Origin of the sequence: Caballeronia sp. LjRoot31, assembly GCF_964253885.1 — a bacterium.
Classification (GTDB): Bacteria; Pseudomonadota; Gammaproteobacteria; order Burkholderiales; family Burkholderiaceae; genus Caballeronia.
The window spans coordinates 2675239-2696099 of sequence record NZ_CAXURX020000001.1 but is presented as its reverse complement, the minus strand read 5'-3'; the positions used below and the strand labels follow the sequence as shown (position 1 = coordinate 2696099).

Genomic DNA, 20861 nt, shown 5'->3' with positions numbered 1-20861 from the left:
GGCATAATATTGGCTCTTTCGCTTTTTTCAGGACGACGCTCATGTCCGGCAACACACTCGGCACGCTTTTCACCGTCACGAACTTTGGCGAGTCGCACGGTCCCGCGATCGGCTGCGTGATCGACGGCTGCCCGCCGGGCATGGAACTATCCGAGGCGGATATCCAGATCGAACTGGATCGACGCAAACCGGGTACGTCGCGGCATGTGACGCAGCGTCAGGAAGCCGATCAGGTCGAGATTCTGTCGGGCGTGTTCGAAGGTAAAACGACCGGCACGCCTATCGCGTTGTTGATCCGTAATACAGATCAGCGCAGCAAGGATTACGGCAATATCGTCGAGACATTCCGTCCCGGGCACGCCGATTACACGTATTGGCAGAAGTACGGTATCCGCGATTATCGCGGGGGTGGACGGTCATCGGCACGGCTGACGGCGCCGACCGTCGCGGCCGGCGCTGTAGCGAAGAAATGGCTGCGCGAGCGCATGGGTATCGAAACACGCGGGTTCATGAGCGCGCTCGGCGAGATTCCGATTCCGTTCGTTGCGTGGGAACACGTGCGCGAAAACCCGTTTTTTGCGCCGAATGCGGACATCGTGCCGCGCCTCGAGGAGTACATGGACGCGCTTCGCAAGGACGGCGATTCGATCGGCGCGCGCATCGGCGTGATGGCGACGGGCGTGCCGGCCGGGCTGGGCGAGCCGCTTTATGACCGCCTGGATGCCGATATCGCGAAAGCGATGATGGGCATCAATGCGGTGAAAGGCGTTGAAATTGGCGCGGGTTTCGCGAGCGTCGCGCAACGCGGCTCGGTTCATGGCGACGAAATGACGCCGGAGGGGTTTGCCGCGAACAACGCAGGCGGCGTGTTGGGCGGCATTTCGAGCGGCCAGGACATCACCGTATCGATCGCGATCAAACCGACGTCGAGCATTCGCACGCCGCGCGAGTCCATCGATAAAACCGGTCATTCCGCGACGGTGGAAACCTTCGGGCGCCACGATCCGTGCGTTGGCATCCGCGCGACGCCGATCGCCGAAGCGCTGCTCGCGCTCGTGCTGATCGATCATGCGTTGCGGCATCGTGCGCAGAACGGCGACGTGGTGACGACAACACCTCATATCGCCGCGCATATCGCCAAATAAAATAACGCCGGTTCTGAACTTAAAGAACCGGCGTTATTTTTTAAAGCCTCAAATCCGAACGCTCACATATTCGGATAATTCGGCCCACCGCCACCTTCTGGCGGCACCCACACAATATTCTGCGTCGGGTCTTTGATATCGCAAGTCTTGCAGTGCACGCAGTTCTGCGCGTTGATCTGCAAGCGCTCGCTGCCGTCATCGTTCTTCACAAATTCGTATACCTGTGCCGGGCAATACCGTCCTTCCGGTCCGGCGTAGGTTCTTAAATTCACATCCACCGGCACCGATGCATCCTTGAGCGTCAAATGCGCCGGCTGGTTTTCCTCGTGATTCGTGTTCGATATAAACACCGACGCCAGCCGGTCGAACGTCAGCTTCCCATCCGGCTTCGGATACACGATCGGCTTGCATTGCGATGCGGGTTTAAGTGTTTCGTTATCGGCGTGCTGATGGTGCAGCGTCCACGGCACATTGCCGCCTAACACCTTCTGTTCAAACCCGACCATCAGCGTGCCGAGATACAAACCCTTGCTCATCCATTGCTTGAAGTTACGTGCACGATATAACTCGGTCTTGAGCCACGAGTTATCAAATGCTTCGGGGTAGGCGCTCAGTTCGTCGGCTTGACGACCGGCTTGCACGGCGTCGAACGCGGCTTCGGCGGCCATTTTGCCGGACTTGATCGCGGCGTGACTGCCCTTGATCCGCGATGCATTCAGGAACCCGGCATCATCGCCAGCCAGCGCTCCGCCCGGGAACACCAGCTTCGGCAAGGACATCAAACCACCGGCCGTGATCGCCCGCGCGCCATACGACACCCGCTTGCCGCCTTCGAGGAACGTGCGGATAGCCGGATGCGTCTTGTAGCGCTGGAATTCCTCAAACGGCGACAGGTACGGATTCGAATACCCCAGCCCGACGACAAAGCCGACCATCACCTGGTTATCGTCCATGTGATAGAGGAACGAGCCGCCGTAGGTGTCGTTTTCCAGCGGCCAGCCGGCCGTGTGAATCACGAGGCCCGGCCTGTGTTTCGCCGGATCGATCTGCCACAGTTCCTTGATGCCGAGGCCGTAGACTTGCGGGTCGGCGTCGCGGCCGAGCTTGAATTTATCGGTGAGCTGACGGCCCAGGTTGCCGCGTGCGCCTTCGCAGAACAGCGTGTATTTCGCGTGCAGTTCCATGCCGAGCTGGAAGTTGCCGGTCGGCTCGCCGTCCTTGCCCACACCCATGTTGCCGGTCGCCACGCCGCGCACGGCACCGTCTTCGGTGTAGAGCACTTCTGCTGCAGGAAAGCCCGGGAATATTTCAACGCCCAGCGCTTCAGCCTGTTGCCCCAGCCAGCGCGTGACGTTCGCCAGGCTCACGACATAGTTGCCGTGGTTCTTGAAGTTGTCGGGAAGCAGCCAGTTGGGCACCTGCTTTGCGCTGTCCTTCGATAAAAACAGGAACCGGTCCTCGGTGACTTCCACATCGAGCGGCGCGCCCTGGGTCTTCCAGTCGGGGAGCAATTCGCTTAAACCCCGCGGGTCCATCACAGCACCCGAGAGAATGTGCGCACCGATCTCGGAGCCTTTCTCCAGCACGCAGACACCGAGTTCGACGTCTTTTTCCTGCGCAAGCTGCTTCAGCCGGATAGCCGCCGATAGCCCCGCAGGACCGCCGCCCACGATCACGACGTCGTACTCCATGGATTCACGGGGACCGTACTGCTCGATGAGACTCGCCGGGGTCATCCAATGCTCCTGTCTAACGTTAGAATGCTTTTTTTGGGGATCGCGTATTGTCAGGGAACCCTTCGCAGGGTGCAACCGACGTTCGTTCCTGTAATTAGCACGACCGTATTATTTAACGATAGCATATCGGCTGTCCGGATTCGACGCTGATTCGGAGCGAACGGCATCAACTCGGTTCGATCCCGGGCATCTCAATCGCTTTCAACCAAGGAAAAACAATGGGCCGTTCGATCAACCTGGAAGGCAAATGCGCGCTGATCACTGGCGCCTCCAGCGGACTTGGCAAGCGCTTTGCGCAAGTGTTGTCGCAGGCGGGCGCGCGGGTCGTGCTGGCAAGCCGGCGCACCGAGCGCCTGAAGGAACTGCGCGCCGAGATCGAGGCATCCGGCGGCGCGGCGCACGTTGTGTCGTTGGACGTCACTGATTATCAAAGCATCAAGGCGGCCGTCGCGCACGCGGAGACGGAGGCCGGCACGATCGATATCCTCGTGAACAATTCGGGTGTGTCCACCCAGCAAAAGCTGACGGATGTGACGCCGTCGGACTTCGATTTCGTGTTCGATACCAACACGCGCGGCGCGTTTTTTGTCGCGCAGGAAGTGGCGAAACGGATGATCATGCGCGGCAACGGCACGGTCAAGCCGGGTTATCGGATCATCAACATCGCGTCCATGGCGGGGCTCAAGACCTTGCCGCAGATCGGCATTTACTCCATGAGCAAGGCTGCCGTCATTCATATGACGAAGGCGATGGCGCAGGAATGGGGCCGTCACGGGATCAATGTGAACGCGATCTGCCCGGGTTATATCGATACCGAACTCAATCACCATCACTGGAAAAGCGAGGCGGGCCAAAAACTGCTGGCCATGCTGCCGCGTCGCCGGGTGGGCACGCCTGAAGACCTGGATGGCTTGTTGCTGCTGCTTGCCGCCGACGAGTCGCAATTCATCAACGGCTCGGTGATCGCTGCCGATGACGGGTTTGGCCTATGAGCCAGGTTCTCGACCAAGCGAGCGTAACAACGCCGGCGCCGAACGGTTTTCATCGCGTAATCGATCTGTCCATGCCGCTGCGATGGGGCGACATGGACGCATTCGGCCACGTGAACAATACGGTGTATTTCCGGTTCATGGAGGAAACGCGGATCTCGTGGTTCCGGCAATTGGCCTTGGCCGGCGCCAACGTTGAAGGGCAGGGGCCGGTGATCGTGAATGCATCGATGGAATTCCTGAGGCAGCTCCACTATCCCGGCGATGTCATCGGCAGCATGTTCGTGGGGCCGCCGGGCCGCAGCAGTTTCGACACGCGCTTCGAGCTGTTTCGTGCCGACGATCCCACCACGCTCTACGCCCGCGGCACGGCGAAATGCGTGTGGATCGACTACGCGGCGGCGAAATCGGTGCAGATTCCTGATCTGCTGCGCCATGCCATTGAAACGGCTGCAGTGGGCAACAAAACAGGCGCCTAATCTCCCAGTAGCCGTTGCAGCAGCTCGGTCGCGTTGCCTGTGTCGTATTTGCGCATGAGCCGCGACCGGTAGATATCAACGGTCCGCGAGCTGATATCCAGCGCCCGGCCGATCTGCTTGCTGGTCTTGCCGGTGACGAGCTGCGCCGCGATTTCACGTTCACGCGGCGTCAATTCGATGGCAACCCGCCGCGTCGCGCTCAGATCCTCGAAAGTCCAGACACCGGCGGCGTGCGGCGCGCTCAGATCAAGCGAGCGTCCGGTCACGTGGCACCAGAACAATTCCCCATTTGCGCGTTTCATGATGCGGTCGTCGGCGTAACTGCCCTGGCGCTGCATCAACGCGGCGATGCGCTGGCCGATCCGCTCGAACTCCACCGGCGAGGGATACAGCACTTGAAACGACTGGCCCAGCAAGGCCTCCGGCGCGACGCCGAAAATCGCGCAGAGCTGCGCATTGCAGTCTTCGATGATCCGTTCCCGTGACAACACCAGTCCGACTGGCGCAAGATGAAACGCTGTTTGGTAATCCAGTTGACGCATTTGGCTCGCACGTGTCGGGTTTAACCCGCGTTTAACTATTTCATCGCCGTGCACTACGGCAATTACTTATGTATTTTTGCGTATTGTGCCGGATCGATCCGGCGTCGTACTCTTTTGCCACGTCAGAAATTGTCTAGCGCAGTCGTTTCGCGCGCGAGACGACTCAAATAAACGGATTTCATCCAGATCAGGAAGGGACAAACAGATGAACAAGGTCTATCCCAGCGCGAAAGAGGCGCTCGATGGCATCGTGAAGGACGGGCAGACGTTTGCCGTCGGCGGCTTCGGCCTGTGCGGCATTCCCGAGGCGCTGATCGCGGCATTGCGCGACACGGGCGTCCAGGGCATCACGTGCATCAGCAACAACGCGGGCGTTGACGGCTTCGGGCTTGGCCTGCTGCTCGAAACCCGTCAGGTCAAGAAAATGATCTCGTCGTATGTCGGCGAAAACAAGGAATTCGAACGCCAGTATCTGGCCGGCGAACTCGAGCTTGAATTCACGCCGCAAGGCACGCTGGCCGAAAAGCTGCGCGCGGGCGGCGCGGGCATTCCGGCGTTCTTCACCAACACGGGTTATGGCACGGTGATCGCGGACGGCAAGGAAACGCGTCAATTCGGCGACGACCACTACGTGCTCGAACATTCGCTCACCGCTGACGTGGCGCTCGTGAAGGCGTGGAAAGCCGACAAATCAGGCAATTTGATTTATCGCCGCACGGCTCGTAACTTCAACCCGATGTGCGCCATGGCCGGCAAGATCACGGTGGTCGAAGTGGAGGAGATCGTGGAAACGGGCGCACTCGACCCCGACGCCATTCACACGCCGGGCATCTTCGTGCAGCGCATCGTGCTGAACGCACATCCGGAAAAACGCATTGAACAACGCGTCGTGCGCGCAAAAGGAGACTGATCATGGCATGGGACCGGAACCAGATGGCCGCGCGGGCGGGCAAGGAATTGCAGGACGGCTTTTACGTGAATCTGGGCATTGGCTTGCCCACGCTGGTCGCGAACTTCGTGCCGGAGGGCATGGAGGTGTGGCTGCAATCGGAGAATGGCTTGCTTGGCATCGGGCCCTCGCCGACGGAAGAAGAAGTCGATGCTGACCTGATCAACGCCGGCAAACAAACGGTGACCACGCTGCCGGGATCGTCGATTTTTTCGTCGGCGGATTCATTCGCGATGATTCGTGGCGGCCACGTGAACCTGGCCATCCTTGGCGCCATGCAGATCAGCAAGACGGGTGACCTGGCCAACTGGATGATCCCCGGGAAGATGATCAAGGGCATGGGCGGCGCGATGGACCTGGTCGCGGGCGTAAAGCGCGTGATCGTGTTGATGGAGCACGTGGCGAAGGGCGACCAGCACAAGATTCTCGATGCTTGCACGTTGCCGCTGACGGGTGTGGGCGTGGTTGACCGGATCATTACGGATCTCGGCGTGATCGATGTCACCGATGCCGGCCTGAAACTCGTCGAACTGGCGCCGGGCGTCAATGTGGAAGAGATCCAGCAGAAAACCGGCGCACCGCTGGATGTGAGCAGCGTCAAGTAAGGTTTTTCTGCAGTGGCGCCGGTTTGTTTTTCCGGCCGAAACGGACCGTTCCGACGTGAGTCGGAACGGTTTTTTTTGGTTTATGGTGTTTGCGCAGGCCGGGTGGGCTGTAAAGGATCTTGCGGTTGGTATTTTGGGGCCGCATATCGTGCCTTTGTTCAGACCGTTCGGCTAACGCTACGGCATCGCGCCAAAGCGCAGCCAGTAAAGCGTTTACAATCGATTTCAGTTGAGTCGCTTGTATGCCGCAGCGTCATCGCACCGAGGAAAATCTTATGTCCGCGTCTATCGTCGAAGCTGCGCCTTCGTTTGTTCCCACGCCACGCCAACGCCACGTGCAGTGCATCAGCCCGTCGGGCCTGCATCGCATGGCTTATACCGAATGGGGTGATCCTGCGAACCCGCGCGTGCTCGTGTGCGTGCATGGGCTGACGCGCTCCGGCCGGGATTTCGACGAGGTGGCGAAGGCGTTTGCCAGCGAGTATCGGGTGGTGTGTCCGGACGTGGTCGGGAGAGGTTTATCGGACTGGCTGGTCGATCCCAGGCATTACGCGGTGCCGCAGTACGTAGGTGACATGGTCGCGCTCATTGCTCGGCTGAACGTGGAAACGGTGGATTGGTTCGGGACGTCCATGGGCGGGTTGATCGGCCTGGGGCTCGCCGGACTGCCGAATTCGCCCATCCGGAAAATGCTGCTCAACGACGTCGGGCCGCATATTGAACCGGTGGCGCTCGAGCGTATCGGTACTTATCTTGGCCGCGGCGAGACCTTCGCCACGCTGCAAGAAGGCATCGACAACGCGGCGCAGCTCGCTGCGTCGTTCGGGCCGCTGACCGCCGATGAATGGCGCGCGATCAACACGCCGTTGATGCGTGAGCACGAAGGCCGCTGGGGGTATCGGTACGACCCGAAGATCGCGGTTCCATTTGCCGCGGCGGACGCAAATGCAGCCTCGCTCGGTGAGGCGATCCTATGGCATTCGCTGGCGGCGATCCAGCATCCGGTGCTGGTCGTTCGGGGTGAACATTCGGACTTGCTATCGCGCGAGACGGTAGAAAAAATGGTCGCGAACGGGCAGGCCGTGACGGCCAGGGAAATCGCTGGTGTGGGGCATGCGCCGGCGTTTCTGGCACCTGATCAGATTGCGATTGCGTACCGGTTCTTCTTCGATACCGACACGTCCGAGGCATAATATTGGGCTTCGTGCGGTTTTTTTGACTATTCACTCTCAGGAACACTCATGGCAGTCATTCGTCACCATGTTGGCGCGCGTCTTTCCGAAATCGCGATCCACAACGGCACCATTTATCTTGCCGGTCAGATTGCCGAAGACACCGACCAGGACATCACGGGCCAGACACGCGAAGTGCTCGGCCATATCGACCGTTTGCTTGAGGAAGCCGGCAGCGACAAGACACAGCTTTTGTCGGTCCAGATCTATCTCTCCGACATGGCCCATTTCGCCGCCATGAACGCAGCGTGGGACATGTGGGTTTCGGAAGGCAATGCGCCGCCGCGCGCGACCGTGGAATCGAAGCTTGCCAATCCGGCATGCCTCGTGGAAGTGGTGGTCGTGGCTGCTGTGCGTAGCTAAGCCGGGAACATTTCGAGCACCAGATTAATCCGTATGCCTGATACCGCCGTTTCTCCTGCACTGGTACCCGAGCCGTCCTTCGACGACGCGCTCGCGTTCGTGCGCGAACACGCGGGAGATGCGCGGTTGACCAGCGGGGAATCGCTGGTCGAGCACGCTGCCGGCACGGCGCGGATCATGCAAACGTTGAACGTCGATCCCGCGGCCATCGTGGCGGCGGCGTTGTTTGCCATTGCGCCGCATATCGACGACCCCGAGCGTGTGATCAGTGAGCGTTTCGGCGCGGAAGTGCAAGGCCTCGTCGCGGACGTCCGCAAGCTGTGGCGGCTGGGTTCAGTCAGTTCGCGGGCGACCCAGGCAACGTTGCCGGAAACGGGCCGTGAAGCGCAGGCGGCGCGCCGTGCCCAGGTCGAAGCGTTGCGCAAGATGCTGCTCGCGTTCGCGCAGGATATCCGCGTGGTGTTGATCCGGCTGGCGTCGCGGCTGCAGTCATTGCGCTACTACGCGGCGAACAAGCTCGAGCCTTCGCCCGACGTGCCGCGTGAAACACTCGAGATCTACGCGCCGCTCGCGAACCGGTTGGGTATCTGGCAATTGAAGTGGGAACTGGAGGACCTCGCGTTTCGCTTCGAGGAACCGCCCACCTACAAGCGCATCGCCAAGTTGCTCGACGAAAAGCGTGTCGAGCGCGAAGCGTATGTGACCGACGCTATCGCACGCTTGCAGAAAGAACTGGCCGCCGCGAATATCCGCGCGGAAGTGAGCGGCCGGCCGAAGCACATCTACAGCATCTGGAAAAAGATGCGCGGCAAGGAACTGGATTTTTCCGAGCTGAATGACGTGCGCGCGTTTCGCGTGATCGTCGACGACATCAAGGATTGCTACACCGTGCTCGGTATCGTCCATAACTTGTGGCAGCCGGTGCCACGGGAATTCGACGACTACATTTCACGGCCGAAAGCGAACGGGTACCGGTCACTGCATACCGTCGTGGTGGGCGACGACGGGCGAGCGTTTGAAGTCCAGATCCGCACACAGGAAATGCACGGTTTCGCCGAATACGGCGTAGCTGCCCACTGGCGCTACAAGGAAGCGGGCACGCGCGCGTACGGCGGCCAGGTGACGGCCAGCGACAAATACGACGAAAAGATCGCGTGGTTGCGCCAACTGCTGGCGTGGAAAGAAGACGTCTCCGAGGGCGATCAGCCGGGCGCGCAGCCCTGGCAGCATTTGCGCGAAGCCACACTCGACGACGACCACATCTACGTGCTCACGCCGCAGGCACGCGTGATCGCCATGCCGCAAGGCTCGACCGCCGTGGACTTCGCGTATCACCTGCATAGCGAGCTTGGGCATCGTTGCCGTGGCGCTCGTGTCGACGGTGCCATGGTGCCGCTCAACACGCCGCTGCAGAACGGCCAGACGGTCGAGATCGTGGCGGTGAAGGAGGGCGGGCCGTCGCGCGACTGGCTCAATCCGTTGCTCGGTTATTTGCACAGCCCGCGGGCTCGGCAAAAGGTGCGCGCGTGGTTCAACGCGGTCGATTCCGAGGAGAACATAGCGAACGGGCGCACGCTTGTTGAAAAGACGCTGCAGCGTGAGGGCAAGACGTCCGTCAACCTCGATCAGCTGGCATCGAAGCTCGGTTTCAAGACGCCTGAAGATCTGTACGCGGTCGTCGCCAAGGAAGAGTTCAGCCTGCGCAACATCGAGCAGGCGCTGCACGACACGCCGCCGCCGGAACCCGCGCCCGAAGCGCCGGCGCAATTCGAGAAGCGCAGCAGCGGGCAAAGCGTGGCGCAGGGTGCGTCTACCGGCGTGCTGGTCGTCGGTGTGGACGCGTTGTTGACGCAACTGGCACGGTGTTGCCGCCCGGCTCCGCCGGACCGCATCGCGGGCTTCGTCACGCGTGGCAAGGGTATGTCGATCCACCGCAGCGACTGCGCGACCTTCCGGCGCATGGCTGAGCGTTCACCTGAACGTGTGCTTGAGACCGCGTGGTCCGCCGACGTAATGAGCGGACGCGGATCGTCGGTGTACCCAGTCGATCTCGCCGTGGAATCGAACGATCGGCAAGGCTTGCTGCGCGATATCTCCGAAGTCTTCGCGCGCGAGAAAATGAACGTGACCGGGGTGAAGACGCAGAGCCGGCGCAACGTCGCGTACATGCAATTTACGGTCGAGGTGTCGAGCGCCGCGCAAATTCAGCGCGCGTGCTTGTTGTTGGGTGAAGTGCAGGGCGTGGTGCGCGCGTCGCGGCGGGCCTGAAGCCGCGCGCACGAAAGAAAAATACATGCCCGCTCCTGCACTTAATAGGTTGATAACGCGTTGAATTTGAAGCGCATTGTTAGTGCTTCTTAAACGTATCGACGAATATCTGCAGCGTCATCGCATGAAAGCACTTGCCAAGATTCAAAACGCTCCATATAATTTCGCTTCTTCAGGCTCGTAGCTCAGCTGGTTAGAGCACCACCTTGACATGGTGGGGGTCGTTGGTTCGAGTCCAATCGAGCCTACCAACGAAAGTGGAAATCCGGTTCAGGCTGGATTTTCAAAACTGCAGCAAGCGTCTTGGCGCGAAAGGCAAATGAACAAGATGGCACCGCGAACGTTGACCGAAACAACTTCGGAGCGACGCTAGTCGAGGACCACTTTCGCCTTTGCAGTTGTAGGAAAAGTGAATGCGGCCCCTCAAAATGTGGGGCCGCATTTTTTTTTGCCTTCGCGCGTTCGCCTTGGCGTTTGCAAGGCATTGTTGAATGAACTTGGGCGTCGGCTGCCGGCGTCTTGGAGAACGAAATGGTTTCGATACGTTTGCCCGACGGGTCAGTTAGACAGTACGACCACCCTGTGACGGTTGCGGAAGTCGCCGCGTCGATTGGTGCAGGTCTCGCGAAAGCCGCGTTGGGCGGCAAGCTCGACGGCGAGCTCGTCGATACGTCCACGCTGATCGATCACGACGCGTCGCTCGCCATCGTCACGGAAAAGGACGCTGACGGTCTCGATATCATTCGGCACTCCACCGCGCATTTGCTCGCCTACGCAGTCAAGGATTTGTATCCGGACGCGCAAGTGACCATTGGCCCTGTGATCGAGAACGGTTTCTACTACGACTTCGCGTACAGCCGCCCCTTCACGCCGGAAGATCTCGAGAAGATCGAAAAGCGCATGGCCGAAATCGCGAAGAAGGACGAGCCGGTGTCGCGCCGGGTGGTAACGCGCGGCGAAGCGGTCGATTACTTCAAGAGCATCGGCGAAAAGTACAAGGCGGAGATCATTGAATCGATCCCGTCCACCGACGACATCAAACTGTATTCGCACGGCAGTTTCACGGATCTTTGCCGCGGCCCGCACGTGCCGTCTACCGGCAAGCTGAAGGTCTTCAAGCTGATGAAGGTCGCGGGCGCTTACTGGCGCGGCGACTCGAAGAATGAACAGTTGCAGCGTATCTACGGTACGGCCTGGACGAAGAAGGAAGACCAGGAAGCGTATCTGCACATGCTCGAGGAAGCCGAGAAGCGCGATCACCGCAAGCTCGCCAAGCAACTCGATCTGTTCCATCTGCAGGAAGAGGCGCCGGGCATGGTGTTCTGGCACCCGAAGGGCTGGGCGATCTGGCAACAGGTCGAGCAATATATCCGCCATCGCCTGAACGAAGTCGGCTATCTCGAAATCAAGACGCCGATGATCATGGATCGCTCGCTGTGGGAAGCGTCGGGTCACTGGCAGAACTATCGTGAAAACATGTTCACGACGGAGTCGGAGAAGCGCGATTACGCCATCAAGCCGATGAATTGTCCTGGCCACGTGCAGGTGTTCAACCATGGCTTGCGTTCATATCGCGATCTGCCGCTGCGTTACGCGGAATTTGGCTCGTGTCATCGGAATGAAGCGTCGGGCGCGTTGCATGGCCTGATGCGCGTGCGGGGTTTTGTCCAGGACGACGCCCACATTTTCTGCACGGAAGACCAGTTCATCGAAGAGTCCATTGCGTTCAATACGCTCGCGATGAGCATCTACAAGGATTTCGGCTTCGATCACATCGACATCAAGCTGTCGCTGCGTCCCGATTCCCGTGCCGGTACCGACGAAACCTGGGATCGCTCGGAACAGGGCCTGCGCGACGCGCTAACCGCGTGCGGCCTGACGTGGGAAGAATTGCCGGGTGAGGGCGCGTTCTACGGTCCGAAGATCGAGTACCACATCAAGGACGCGCTTGGCCGGTCGTGGCAATGCGGCACGCTCCAGCTCGACATGGTCCTGCCGGAGCGCCTGGGCGCCGAATACGTGGCGGAAGATAACAGCCGCAAGCGCCCGGTGATGTTGCACCGTGCAATCGTCGGTTCCATGGAGCGTTTTCTCGGCATTCTGATCGAGCACCATGCTGGTGCAATGCCCTCCTGGCTCGCGCCGGTGCAGGCTGTGGTGTTGAATATCGCTGAAAGTCAGGCTGAATATGCACTGCAACTGACCCAATCGTTGCAAAAACAAGGGCTTAGAGTAGAGAGCGATTTGCGCAACGAGAAGATTAGCTATAAAATACGAGAGCACACGTTGCAGAAGGTTCCCTATTTGCTGGTCGTCGGGGACAAGGAGCGTGAGGCACAAACCGTAGCCGTGCGTGCTCGTGGCGGTATCGACGCTGGCGTGATGCCCGTCGATGCGTTCCTTGAGCGTCTGCAGCAGGACGTGCAGGCGTACAAGTAAGCCCACCCGCAGCCCGGCTAGTTTTTTTAGATTTTTAGAGGAAACGTAACATCGCTACTGATAAGTCTGCACATCGCATCAACGGGGAAATCACGGCACCTGAATTGCGCCTGGTCGGAGTGGACAACGAGCCGCTAGGAATCGTGAAGCTTGCCGATGCTTTCCGCATGTCGGAACAGCAAGACGTGGATCTCGTCGAAATCGCGCCTCAGGCTGTTCCGCCCGTCGCCCGGTTGATGGATTACGGCAAGTTCAAGTACTCGGAAGCCAAGAAGCAGCACGAGGCGAAACTCAAGCAGAAGATCGTTCAGGTCAAGGAAGTCAAATTCCGGCCTGGCACCGATGACGGTGATTACAACGTGAAACTGCGCAACCTCACGCGCTTCCTCGAAGATGGCGACAAGACGAAAATCACGTTGCGTTTTCGCGGTCGGGAAATGGCTCACCAGGAAATCGGCATGCGCGTGCTCGAGCGGTTGAAGACCGATCTCGAAGAGCACGGTCAGGTCGAGCAAATGCCGAAGATGGAAGGGCGCCAGATGATCATGGTCATGGCCCCGAAGAAAAAGAAGTAGTTGAAAGAATCGATCGATGGATCGCGCGGCCGGGAAATATTCGAAGGTCTGCGCGGCATCGTTTGTGCAGGTTTCGGGGCGCTGCCGGATAATAGGCGGCGTTCATGAAAAAGCGGTGGCTGTCAAAAATCTGCCGCTCATAAGTGGCATGTGGGTTTCGAAGGGCGGGTCAGGATCGAATGGATCGACCGCACACCCATATCCATCTAATAAACTGGAGTAGTTTCATGCCGAAGATGAAGACCAAGAAGAGTGCTGCAAAGCGCTTCGTGGTGCGTCCGGGCGGTACCATCAAGCGTGGTCAAGCCTTCAAGCGTCACATTCTTACCAAGAAGACCACCAAGGTAAAACGCCATCTGCGCGGTTCCACGGAAGTTCATCATGCAGATATGAACTCCGTGCGCGCAATGTTGCCGTTCGCTTAACCCTTAACTGACACTCACAGGAGCGCACTATGCCTAGAGTCAAACGTGGGGTTACCGCACGGGCCCGTCACAAGAAGATCATCAAGCTGGCCAAGGGTTACCGCGGCCGTCGCAATAACGTCTATCGCATCGCCAAGCAAGCGGTCATGCGCGCCGGGCAATATGCCTATCGCGATCGCCGCAACAAGAAGCGTGTGTTCCGTGCTTTGTGGATCACGCGTATCAACGCGGCGGTGCGTCAGCACGACATGACGTACAGCGTGTTCATCAACGGCCTGAAGAAGGCTTCGATCGAACTCGACCGCAAGGTGCTGGCCGACATGGCTGTGTTCGACAAGGCTGCTTTTGCTGCGATCGTCAAGCAGGTAAAAGCCGCCGTTGCAGCCTGATCGAGCTTGTTAGCAAGATTGGTACTGCGTAGTTCGTTGTAGTGCTGTCTCTAAACGGACAGCGCAACAACTAAAAAACGGGGCTCTTGTCGAGCCCCGTTTTTGTTGGTGAAGCCGGTGAAGATGGGTTGGAGCGCGAAGATACCTAGGTCGCGCACACATCGGCCCGGGAACGATCAGAAGAACTTTGACGCTGAAATGATGGGATCAATGGATCTGGACCAGATTGTCGCCGACGCGCGAAATGCCTTCGAAAACGCCGCCGATGCGGCTACGCTCGAAAATGAAAAAGCCCGCTTTCTTGGTAAGTCCGGGGTGCTCACGGATCTGCTGAAAGGCTTGGGCAAACTCGATCCTGAGGCCCGCAAGACCGAAGGCGCACGCATCAATGCGGTCAAGCAGCAGGTGGAAGCGGCACTGAACGCGCGCCGTCAGGCGCTGGCGGACGTGTTGCTGAATCAGCGGCTTGCGTCGGAATCGATCGATGTCACGTTGCCTGGCCGCGGTCTTGGCGCCGGCAGCCTGCATCCGGTGATGCGTACGTGGGAACGCGTGGAACAGATTTTCAGCACGATTGGTTTCGATGTGGCCGACGGCCCCGAAATCGAAACCGACTGGTACAACTTCACTGCGCTGAACAGTCCGGAAAATCATCCGGCGCGTTCGATGCAGGACACGTTTTATATCGACGGGAAAGATGCGGACGGGCGGCAACTGCTGCTGCGCACGCATACCAGTCCGATGCAGGTGCGTTACGCGCGCATGAACAAGCCGCCGATCAAGGTGATCGTGCCGGGCCGGACGTATCGGGTGGATAGCGACGCCACGCATTCGCCAATGTTCAATCAAGTCGAAGGTTTGTGGATCGACGAGAACATCAGCTTTGCCGACCTGAAGGGCGTGTACTCTGATTTCCTGAAGAAATTTTTCGAGCGCGACGACATTCTCGTGCGCTTCCGGCCGTCGTATTTTCCGTTCACCGAACCGTCGGCCGAAATCGACATGATGTTTGAGCACGGCAAGAACGCCGGTAAATGGCTCGAAATCTCGGGTTCAGGGCAAGTTCATCCGAACGTAATCCGCAACATGGGACTCGACCCGGAACGGTATATCGGCTTTGCATTCGGCAGCGGCCTCGAACGCCTGACGATGCTGCGCTATGGCGTGCAGGACCTGCGCCTGTTCTTCGAAAACGATCTGCGTTTCCTCGAGCAATTTGCCTGAATGCACGTTGCTGCGAGCCGTTGTCTGGACGGTTACGTCCAGACGCAGACACGACTTATGTCGAACCTCATTTCGAACCTAGACACACATGCAATTCCCGGAATCCTGGCTTAGAACTTTCGTCGATCCCAAGCTCTCGACCGATGAACTCTCGCACGCGCTGACCATGGCGGGTCTCGAAGTGGAAAGCCTCGCGCCCGTCGCGCCGCCGACCACGAAGATCGTCGTCGGGCAGGTGCTTGAAGTGGCGAAGCATCCGAACGCCGACAAGCTGAACGTTTGTCAGGTCGACGCCGGCACCGGCGAGACGCTGAACATTGTGTGCGGTGCGCCGAACGTGTCGCCGGGAATCAAGGTGCCGGTTGCACTGGTCGGCGCTGAATTGCCGCCGGCCGAAGCCGGTGGTGCGCCGTTCGCGATCAAATTGTCCAAGCTGCGCGGCGTTGAAAGCCAGGGCATGTTGTGCTCGGCACGCGAACTGAAGCTGTCGGAAGATCACAGCGGCTTGCTGATCCTGCCCGCCGATACCCCGATTGGCCAGGACATTCGCCAGACGCTCAACCTCGACGACACCGTTTTCGAGATCAAGCTCACGCCGAACAAAGCCGATTGTTTGTCGGTATTCGGCGTGGCGCGGGAAACCGCCGCTATCACGGGCGCGGCGTTGCATGCGCTCGAGATGCCGCCGGTTGCTGTCACTATCGATGAAATATTGCCGGTCAAAGTATTGGCGCCGGATTTGTGCGGACGTTTTTCGGGTCGAGTGATCCGCGGCGTGAACGCGCACGCGAAGACGCCGCACTGGATGGTCGAGCGTCTCGAGCGTTCGGGACAGCGCAGCATCTCCGCGCTCGTCGATATCTCGAATTACGTGATGCTTGAACTCGGCCGGCCGACGCACGTGTTTGATCTCGACAAGATCCACGGCGGTATTGAAGTGCGCTGGGGAAAAAAGGGCGAAACGCTCAAGCTGCTGAACGGCAACACGGTGGAACTGGATGAAACCGTTGGTGTGATCGCCGACGACCGCCATGTCGAAAGCCTTGCCGGGATCATGGGCGGCGACAGCACCGCCGTGTCGCTCGACACGACCAACATTTACCTGGAAGCCGCGTTCTGGTGGCCGGACAGTATCCGTGGCCGCGCGCGCAAGTACAATTTTTCCACCGATGCCGCCCATCGCTTCGAGCGCGGCGTGGATTATTCGACGACCGTCGAACATATCGAGCGCATTTCGAAACTAATTCTCGATATTTGCGGCGGTAACGCTGGTCCTGTAGACGACCAGATGCTCAACGTGCCGACGCGCGAGCCGGTGAGCATGCGCGTATCGCGGGCGAACCGGATTATCGGCGTGGCTATTGGCGCCGAGGAAATTGCGCAGATTTTCACGCGACTTGGCCTGACGTTCACGCACGATGGCGACACGTTCGCGGTCACGCCGCCGCCGTATCGCTTCGATATCGAGATTGAAGAAGATCTGATCGAGGAAGTTGCGCGCATTTATGGCTTCGAGAAGATTCCGGCGCGTCCGCCGGTTGCGACCAGTGAAATGCGTCCGACCAACGAAACGAAGCGTTCGATTCACGTGCTGCGCCATGCCGTGGCCGCACGGGATTACGCGGAGACGGTGAACTTCAGTTTCGTCGATGCCGAATGGGAAGCGGATTTTGCCGGCAACACGAATCCTGTGAAGCTGCTGAATCCGATCGCGAGCCAGCTTTCGGTCATGCGTACCACGTTGTTTGGCAGCCTGATCAGCGTGCTGCGTCACAATCTGAACCGGCGCGCGGACCGGATTCGCGTGTTCGAGGCGGGCCGCGTGTTCCTGCACGATCCGGCAATCAAGGCTGGCGAACTGGCTATTGAAGGTTTTGACCAGCCGAAAATGATCGGCGGTTTGGCTTATGGTCCGGCGTTCGAAGAGCAGTGGGGCGCGAAACCGTCCCGCAGCGTCGATTTCTTCGACGTAAAAGGCGACGTGGAAGCGCTGTTCGCGCCGGTCGTGCCGCGTTTCGTGAAAGCGGAACACCCGGCGCTGCATCCGGGGCGCAGCGCACGGATTGAAATCGACGGCCGGGCCGTGGGCTGGATCGGTGACCTGCACCCGCGCTGGATGCAGAAATACGATTTGCCGCACGCGCCGGTTTTGTTCGAAATCGAAGCTGACGCTTTGATTCAACGCGCATTGCCCGTACCGTCCGACGTGTCGAAATTCCCGCCGGTTCGCCGCGATATTGCGATTGTCGTGGACCAGAAGGTCGAAGTGCAGGCGCTCATCGACGAGCTGGAAAGTGCCCGTTCCGAGCCCGCCTGCAAGCATGTCACCAGGGTTGCTTTATTTGACGAATTTCGTCCAAAATCAAGCACTTCCGGTGGGTTGGACGCACATGAGAAAAGCCTTGCCTTCCGTGTAACGTTGCAAGATACTGGCGGGACGCTTCAGGACGAAACGGTCGAAACGGCCATCAAAACATTGGTGGAACGCTTGGCTCGAGTACATGGCGCGCGATTGCGCGGATAGCCTGCAGTTGGCCCCTCCGTCTTCATCGGCACGCCATTTTTTCGATATGAACCAAATGAACTCGAGTGATTTCGAAGCCCTTCTTTCGGCGCAACGCAGCGCCATGATCCGAGATGTTCCCACTTCGAACGGTGCGGCAACGGCAGAAACGCCTACGCTGACAAAAGCCGAATTGGCCGAAATGCTATTTGACCATGTCGGGTTGAATAAGCGCGAAGCCAAAGACATGGTGGAAGCATTTTTCGAGGTCATTCGCGACGCGCTTGAAAGCGGCGACAGTGTCAAGCTATCCGGCTTTGGCAACTTTCAGCTACGCGACAAACCGCAGCGTCCCGGACGTAATCCAAAAACGGGGGAAGCCATTCCCATCGCGGCGCGTCGTGTTGTCACGTTTCATGCGAGTCAGAAGTTGAAAGCGCTGGTCGAAGCCGGTGCTGAAAACAGTTTCGGCCGCTGAAGTGACGGGCATTTGCCATTTGCTGCCCGAGCGCTTATTAGCGGCATTCGCCCCATTCGCGACATTCACCACGATGGTTGATTGACGATGGAAAAAGTCGTCCTGCCTCCAATCCCGGCCAAGCGCTACTTCACCATCGGTGAGGTCAGCGAGCTATGCGGCGTCAAGCCGCACGTGCTGCGCTACTGGGAACAGGAATTCACGCAGCTGCGGCCGGTAAAGCGGCGTGGCAATCGCCGCTATTATCAGCATCACGAAGTACTGCTGATCCGCCGCATTCGTGAATTGCTTTATGAGCAGGGTTTCACGATCAATGGCGCGCGTAATCGGCTCGATTCACATGGTCGTCCGAACGGTTCGGCTGGCGATATCGAGGACACGCAGGAAAGCGGTGCGATTCCCCAAGTGAATGCCGGGGTCGATGTCGATCAATTGCGCAAGGACATTCTGCAAGTGATCGATTTACTGGGCGGATGACGACTTGCGGGAATCACCCGCTGGCATCAAGCAGAAACAGAAACTCAAGCAAAAAGGCGTCGTGATTAATCAGCGACGCCTTTTTTGATTTTGATCGGAGCGAGAGCATACGCTCGGTTTTACGGGCTTTAAGCTTCGTCCAAAGCCGTTATTTTCGCGCGTTGTCGCGTTTGAATTCCAGGATCGGCAAATCCGGTTCTGACAGCATCGCCTTCAGTACGTCATTCGCAAATTCCTCAACCACCGCGTGCCATTCGATCGTGCCAACCGGAAAATCGCCGGGGCATTTTTTCCCCTGCGCCTTCCGGATTGCGCCGACGCTCAGACTCAACGCCCGCGCCCTCTGGAAGGTGGGATCGTTCGAGTCGGCAGGTGGGTTGATTTCGTGGTCCATAGATGGGCTTTCGGCAACGGGTGGAAAAACTTTAGGGTGAATCTGGCGAAAATATTTGCGCGCCGGAAGTCGCCGGAACATGAGTGTACACAAGCAAAACAGGGGCGGAAGAGCACAAAACAGGGACATAACCCGTAACAGCACGAATCCCCTGATTGCTCCAATCCGCGATCGGCAGGTATCGTGCTTCAAGAAAACGAGTAGGGAGCGCAGCATGGCGGAGACATTGGGCGTTGCAATTATCGGCGCGGGCATGATGGGCGAGGTTCACACGCGAGCGGCACGGCTCGCCGGCGCAACGGTGCGCGGCATTGCGTCATCGAGTGCAAGCCGCGCGACTCAGGCGGCTACCCGGTTGGGGATCGAACGGGGTTACGCCTCGGCGGAAGAGGCAATTGCGGATCCGTCGGTATCGGTCATTCACGTGTGCACACCGAACGCCAGCCATTTTTCCCTCGCGATGGCCGCGCTCGGCGCCGGCAAGCACGTCATTTGCGAGAAGCCGCTGGCAACCCGCGCGAGCGATGCCGAAGCGCTGGCGCTCGCTGCGCGCAAGTCGGGTCGTATTGCGACGGTTCCGTTTGTTTATCGATATCACCCTATGGTTCGGGAAGCGCGTGCGCTCGTGCAGGACGGCAGCGTGGGGGCGCTGCAACTGATCCATGGCAGTTATCTCCAGGACTGGCTGCTGGGCGTCGACGACACCAACTGGCGCGTGGATGCGGCGTTGGGCGGTCCGTCGCGGGCGTTCGCGGACATCGGCTCGCACTGGTGCGATCTGGTGGAATGGATCAGCGGCGAGCGCTTCGATGCTGTCGTGGCGAGCTTGCAGACAACGATCGCCGAACGTCCGGCCGGCTCGGTGCAATCGTTTACCGCGGCAGCGAAAGGCGGTCCGACCCAGACGGTGGGGACGGAAGATGTCGCCGGCGTTTTGCTGCGCACCAGGAACGGCGTGCTCACGACGCTGACGGTGAGCCAAGTGTCGGCGGGGCGCAAGAACCGGCTGTGGTTCGAGATCGATGGCGCAAAGACGAGCCTGGTGTTCGATCAGGAAAATCCGGAGCGGCTGTGGGTCGGCGAGCGCGATTCCACGCGACTGCTGGTGCGCGATCCGTCGCGGGGAAGCGCTGAACAGCGCCGCCTCGCCACCTTGCCGGCAGGTCATGCGCAGGGTTATGCGCAATGTTTCGAGGCGTTCGTGGCGGACACCTACGCGGTGATTCGCGGCGAAACGCGCGAAGGTTTGCCGACATTCGAGGACGGCTGGCGCTCGGCGTGCATTGTGGATGCTGTGCTGGCGTCGTCGAAGGCGAATGGCTGGGTGCGGATTGAGTAACGGCGTGTTTGCAGGAAATACGCGCAGGTTTATCGGCATGGCAGGGAAGCTCGAATGAACCTGCTGACGAAGTTGTTTTAAGCGGCTTGCTCACACCGCGATATCAAAGAAACGACCGGTTCGTTGTACGACAATGGGCGCACGAACCGGTTCGTTAGAGACACTCGCTGGCCCCTTGCATCGGCGTCACGACGTCGCGCGCCAACAATCCCGCCTGCCTTGGCAACCCAACATCGGTTTAAACAAAAAAGTCTGCCCGACGTGTCGATTTGCGGGCTGATCGCACGTCGTATCGAAAGAGGGCGCTGTT

Annotated in this window: 20 protein-coding genes and 1 tRNA gene; 18 read left to right on the top strand and 3 right to left on the bottom strand. The window is 59.2% G+C overall.

Annotated features, from left to right (window positions below; genetic code table 11):
* Positions 1-41 precede the first annotated feature (41 nt).
* On the top strand, positions 42-1145 hold the full coding sequence (aroC, locus tag ACSQ8V_RS11880) for a chorismate synthase (protein WP_436205830.1): 1104 nt from the start codon (positions 42-44) through the stop codon (positions 1143-1145).
* A gap of 62 nt (positions 1146-1207) precedes the next feature.
* Here the strand turns inward: aroC and ACSQ8V_RS11875 are convergent, their stop codons facing one another.
* On the bottom strand, positions 1208-2881 hold the full coding sequence (locus ACSQ8V_RS11875; RefSeq protein ID WP_436205829.1) for a 4Fe-4S dicluster domain-containing protein: 1674 nt from the start codon (positions 2879-2881) through the stop codon (positions 1208-1210).
* A 218-nt stretch (positions 2882-3099) separates the two neighbouring features.
* On the opposite strand from ACSQ8V_RS11875, the gene ACSQ8V_RS11870 reads away from it, so the two are divergent.
* Both ACSQ8V_RS11870 and ACSQ8V_RS11865 read left to right on the top strand, forming a co-directional pair.
* Positions 3100-3873, top strand: coding sequence for an SDR family oxidoreductase (locus ACSQ8V_RS11870; RefSeq protein ID WP_089160973.1), 774 nt, complete (start codon positions 3100-3102; stop codon positions 3871-3873).
* On the top strand, positions 3870-4349 hold the full coding sequence (locus ACSQ8V_RS11865; protein ID WP_436205828.1) for an acyl-CoA thioesterase: 480 nt from the start codon (positions 3870-3872) through the stop codon (positions 4347-4349). Before ACSQ8V_RS11870 ends, ACSQ8V_RS11865 begins: the two co-directional genes overlap by 4 nt.
* On the opposite strand, the gene ACSQ8V_RS11860 is transcribed toward ACSQ8V_RS11865, so the two are convergent.
* Positions 4346-4891, bottom strand: coding sequence for a LuxR C-terminal-related transcriptional regulator (locus ACSQ8V_RS11860; RefSeq protein WP_436205827.1), 546 nt, complete (start codon positions 4889-4891; stop codon positions 4346-4348). The genes ACSQ8V_RS11865 and ACSQ8V_RS11860 overlap by 4 nt on opposite strands.
* Positions 4892-5096: 205 nt before the next feature.
* Between ACSQ8V_RS11860 and ACSQ8V_RS11855 the strand changes: the two genes are divergently transcribed.
* The 14 genes from ACSQ8V_RS11855 to ACSQ8V_RS11790 all read left to right on the top strand — a co-directional run bounded on the left by ACSQ8V_RS11855 (position 5097) and on the right by ACSQ8V_RS11790 (position 18818).
* The gene (locus ACSQ8V_RS11855) at positions 5097-5801 is read left to right on the top strand and encodes a CoA transferase subunit A (protein ID WP_213761702.1); all 705 of its coding nucleotides are present in this window, start codon (positions 5097-5099) and stop codon (positions 5799-5801) included.
* Positions 5802-5803: 2 nt separating this feature from the next.
* Complete coding sequence (locus tag ACSQ8V_RS11850) at positions 5804-6445, top strand: CoA transferase subunit B (RefSeq protein WP_436205826.1); 642 nt, start codon at positions 5804-5806, stop codon at positions 6443-6445.
* A gap of 275 nt (positions 6446-6720) precedes the next feature.
* Positions 6721-7638, top strand: coding sequence for an alpha/beta fold hydrolase (locus tag ACSQ8V_RS11845; protein ID WP_436205825.1), 918 nt, complete (start codon positions 6721-6723; stop codon positions 7636-7638).
* 48 nt (positions 7639-7686) lie between these two features.
* The gene (locus ACSQ8V_RS11840; protein WP_436182044.1) at positions 7687-8040 is read left to right on the top strand and encodes a RidA family protein; all 354 of its coding nucleotides are present in this window, start codon (positions 7687-7689) and stop codon (positions 8038-8040) included.
* Between the two features lie 33 nt (positions 8041-8073).
* Positions 8074-10308, top strand: coding sequence for a RelA/SpoT family protein (locus ACSQ8V_RS11835; protein ID WP_213761699.1), 2235 nt, complete (start codon positions 8074-8076; stop codon positions 10306-10308).
* A gap of 174 nt (positions 10309-10482) precedes the next feature.
* A tRNA-Val gene (locus tag ACSQ8V_RS11830) sits at positions 10483-10559 on the top strand.
* A gap of 280 nt (positions 10560-10839) precedes the next feature.
* Positions 10840-12747 carry a threonine--tRNA ligase gene (gene thrS / locus ACSQ8V_RS11825; protein ID WP_436182043.1) on the top strand — a complete coding sequence of 636 codons (1908 nt, stop codon included), beginning with the start codon at positions 10840-10842 and terminating at the stop codon, positions 12745-12747.
* Positions 12748-12797: 50 nt separating this feature from the next.
* Entirely contained in the window at positions 12798-13322 is a 525-nt protein-coding gene (infC, locus tag ACSQ8V_RS11820) for a translation initiation factor IF-3 (protein ID WP_075583340.1), read from the top strand.
* 227 nt (positions 13323-13549) lie between these two features.
* Positions 13550-13747 (top strand): 50S ribosomal protein L35, encoded by a 198-nt coding sequence (rpmI, locus tag ACSQ8V_RS11815; RefSeq protein WP_089160899.1) that lies wholly within the window; start codon positions 13550-13552, stop codon positions 13745-13747.
* 29 nt (positions 13748-13776) lie between these two features.
* Positions 13777-14136, top strand: a complete 360-nt coding sequence (gene rplT / locus ACSQ8V_RS11810; protein ID WP_007585475.1) for a 50S ribosomal protein L20 — start codon at positions 13777-13779, stop codon at positions 14134-14136.
* Positions 14137-14346: 210 nt separating this feature from the next.
* A complete protein-coding gene (gene pheS / locus ACSQ8V_RS11805) occupies positions 14347-15360 on the top strand; it encodes a phenylalanine--tRNA ligase subunit alpha (protein ID WP_179258303.1) in 1014 nt (337 codons plus the stop codon).
* Between the two features lie 88 nt (positions 15361-15448).
* Positions 15449-17884: a phenylalanine--tRNA ligase subunit beta gene (pheT, locus tag ACSQ8V_RS11800; protein WP_436205824.1), complete on the top strand. Its 2436-nt coding sequence runs from the start codon at positions 15449-15451 to the stop codon at positions 17882-17884.
* A 46-nt stretch (positions 17885-17930) separates the two neighbouring features.
* The gene (locus tag ACSQ8V_RS11795) at positions 17931-18341 is read left to right on the top strand and encodes an integration host factor subunit alpha (protein WP_031359001.1); all 411 of its coding nucleotides are present in this window, start codon (positions 17931-17933) and stop codon (positions 18339-18341) included.
* A gap of 87 nt (positions 18342-18428) precedes the next feature.
* Entirely contained in the window at positions 18429-18818 is a 390-nt protein-coding gene (locus tag ACSQ8V_RS11790) for a MerR family transcriptional regulator (protein ID WP_213761696.1), read from the top strand.
* Between the two features lie 148 nt (positions 18819-18966).
* On the opposite strand, the gene ACSQ8V_RS11785 is transcribed toward ACSQ8V_RS11790, so the two are convergent.
* Positions 18967-19293 (bottom strand): hypothetical protein, encoded by a 327-nt coding sequence (locus ACSQ8V_RS11785; protein ID WP_436182041.1) that lies wholly within the window; start codon positions 19291-19293, stop codon positions 18967-18969.
* A gap of 133 nt (positions 19294-19426) precedes the next feature.
* On the opposite strand from ACSQ8V_RS11785, the gene ACSQ8V_RS11780 reads away from it, so the two are divergent.
* A complete protein-coding gene (locus tag ACSQ8V_RS11780) occupies positions 19427-20551 on the top strand; it encodes a Gfo/Idh/MocA family protein (RefSeq protein ID WP_436205823.1) in 1125 nt (374 codons plus the stop codon).
* Positions 20552-20861: the final 310 nt, after the last annotated feature.

Coding starts and splice junctions, on each gene's coding strand:
- aroC (WP_436205830.1), top strand. CDS start 42: ATGTCCGGCAACACACTCGGCACGCTTTTCACCGTCACGAACTTTGGC.
- ACSQ8V_RS11875 (WP_436205829.1), bottom strand. CDS start 2,881: ATGACCCCGGCGAGTCTCATCGAGCAGTACGGTCCCCGTGAATCCATG.
- ACSQ8V_RS11870 (WP_089160973.1), top strand. CDS start 3,100: ATGGGCCGTTCGATCAACCTGGAAGGCAAATGCGCGCTGATCACTGGC.
- ACSQ8V_RS11865 (WP_436205828.1), top strand. CDS start 3,870: ATGAGCCAGGTTCTCGACCAAGCGAGCGTAACAACGCCGGCGCCGAAC.
- ACSQ8V_RS11860 (WP_436205827.1), bottom strand. CDS start 4,891: ATGCGTCAACTGGATTACCAAACAGCGTTTCATCTTGCGCCAGTCGGA.
- ACSQ8V_RS11855 (WP_213761702.1), top strand. CDS start 5,097: ATGAACAAGGTCTATCCCAGCGCGAAAGAGGCGCTCGATGGCATCGTG.
- ACSQ8V_RS11850 (WP_436205826.1), top strand. CDS start 5,804: ATGGCATGGGACCGGAACCAGATGGCCGCGCGGGCGGGCAAGGAATTG.
- ACSQ8V_RS11845 (WP_436205825.1), top strand. CDS start 6,721: ATGTCCGCGTCTATCGTCGAAGCTGCGCCTTCGTTTGTTCCCACGCCA.
- ACSQ8V_RS11840 (WP_436182044.1), top strand. CDS start 7,687: ATGGCAGTCATTCGTCACCATGTTGGCGCGCGTCTTTCCGAAATCGCG.
- ACSQ8V_RS11835 (WP_213761699.1), top strand. CDS start 8,074: ATGCCTGATACCGCCGTTTCTCCTGCACTGGTACCCGAGCCGTCCTTC.
- thrS (WP_436182043.1), top strand. CDS start 10,840: ATGGTTTCGATACGTTTGCCCGACGGGTCAGTTAGACAGTACGACCAC.
- rpmI (WP_089160899.1), top strand. CDS start 13,550: ATGCCGAAGATGAAGACCAAGAAGAGTGCTGCAAAGCGCTTCGTGGTG.
- rplT (WP_007585475.1), top strand. CDS start 13,777: ATGCCTAGAGTCAAACGTGGGGTTACCGCACGGGCCCGTCACAAGAAG.
- pheS (WP_179258303.1), top strand. CDS start 14,347: ATGGATCTGGACCAGATTGTCGCCGACGCGCGAAATGCCTTCGAAAAC.
- pheT (WP_436205824.1), top strand. CDS start 15,449: ATGCAATTCCCGGAATCCTGGCTTAGAACTTTCGTCGATCCCAAGCTC.
- ACSQ8V_RS11795 (WP_031359001.1), top strand. CDS start 17,931: ATGAACCAAATGAACTCGAGTGATTTCGAAGCCCTTCTTTCGGCGCAA.
- ACSQ8V_RS11790 (WP_213761696.1), top strand. CDS start 18,429: ATGGAAAAAGTCGTCCTGCCTCCAATCCCGGCCAAGCGCTACTTCACC.
- ACSQ8V_RS11785 (WP_436182041.1), bottom strand. CDS start 19,293: ATGTTCCGGCGACTTCCGGCGCGCAAATATTTTCGCCAGATTCACCCT.
- ACSQ8V_RS11780 (WP_436205823.1), top strand. CDS start 19,427: ATGGCGGAGACATTGGGCGTTGCAATTATCGGCGCGGGCATGATGGGC.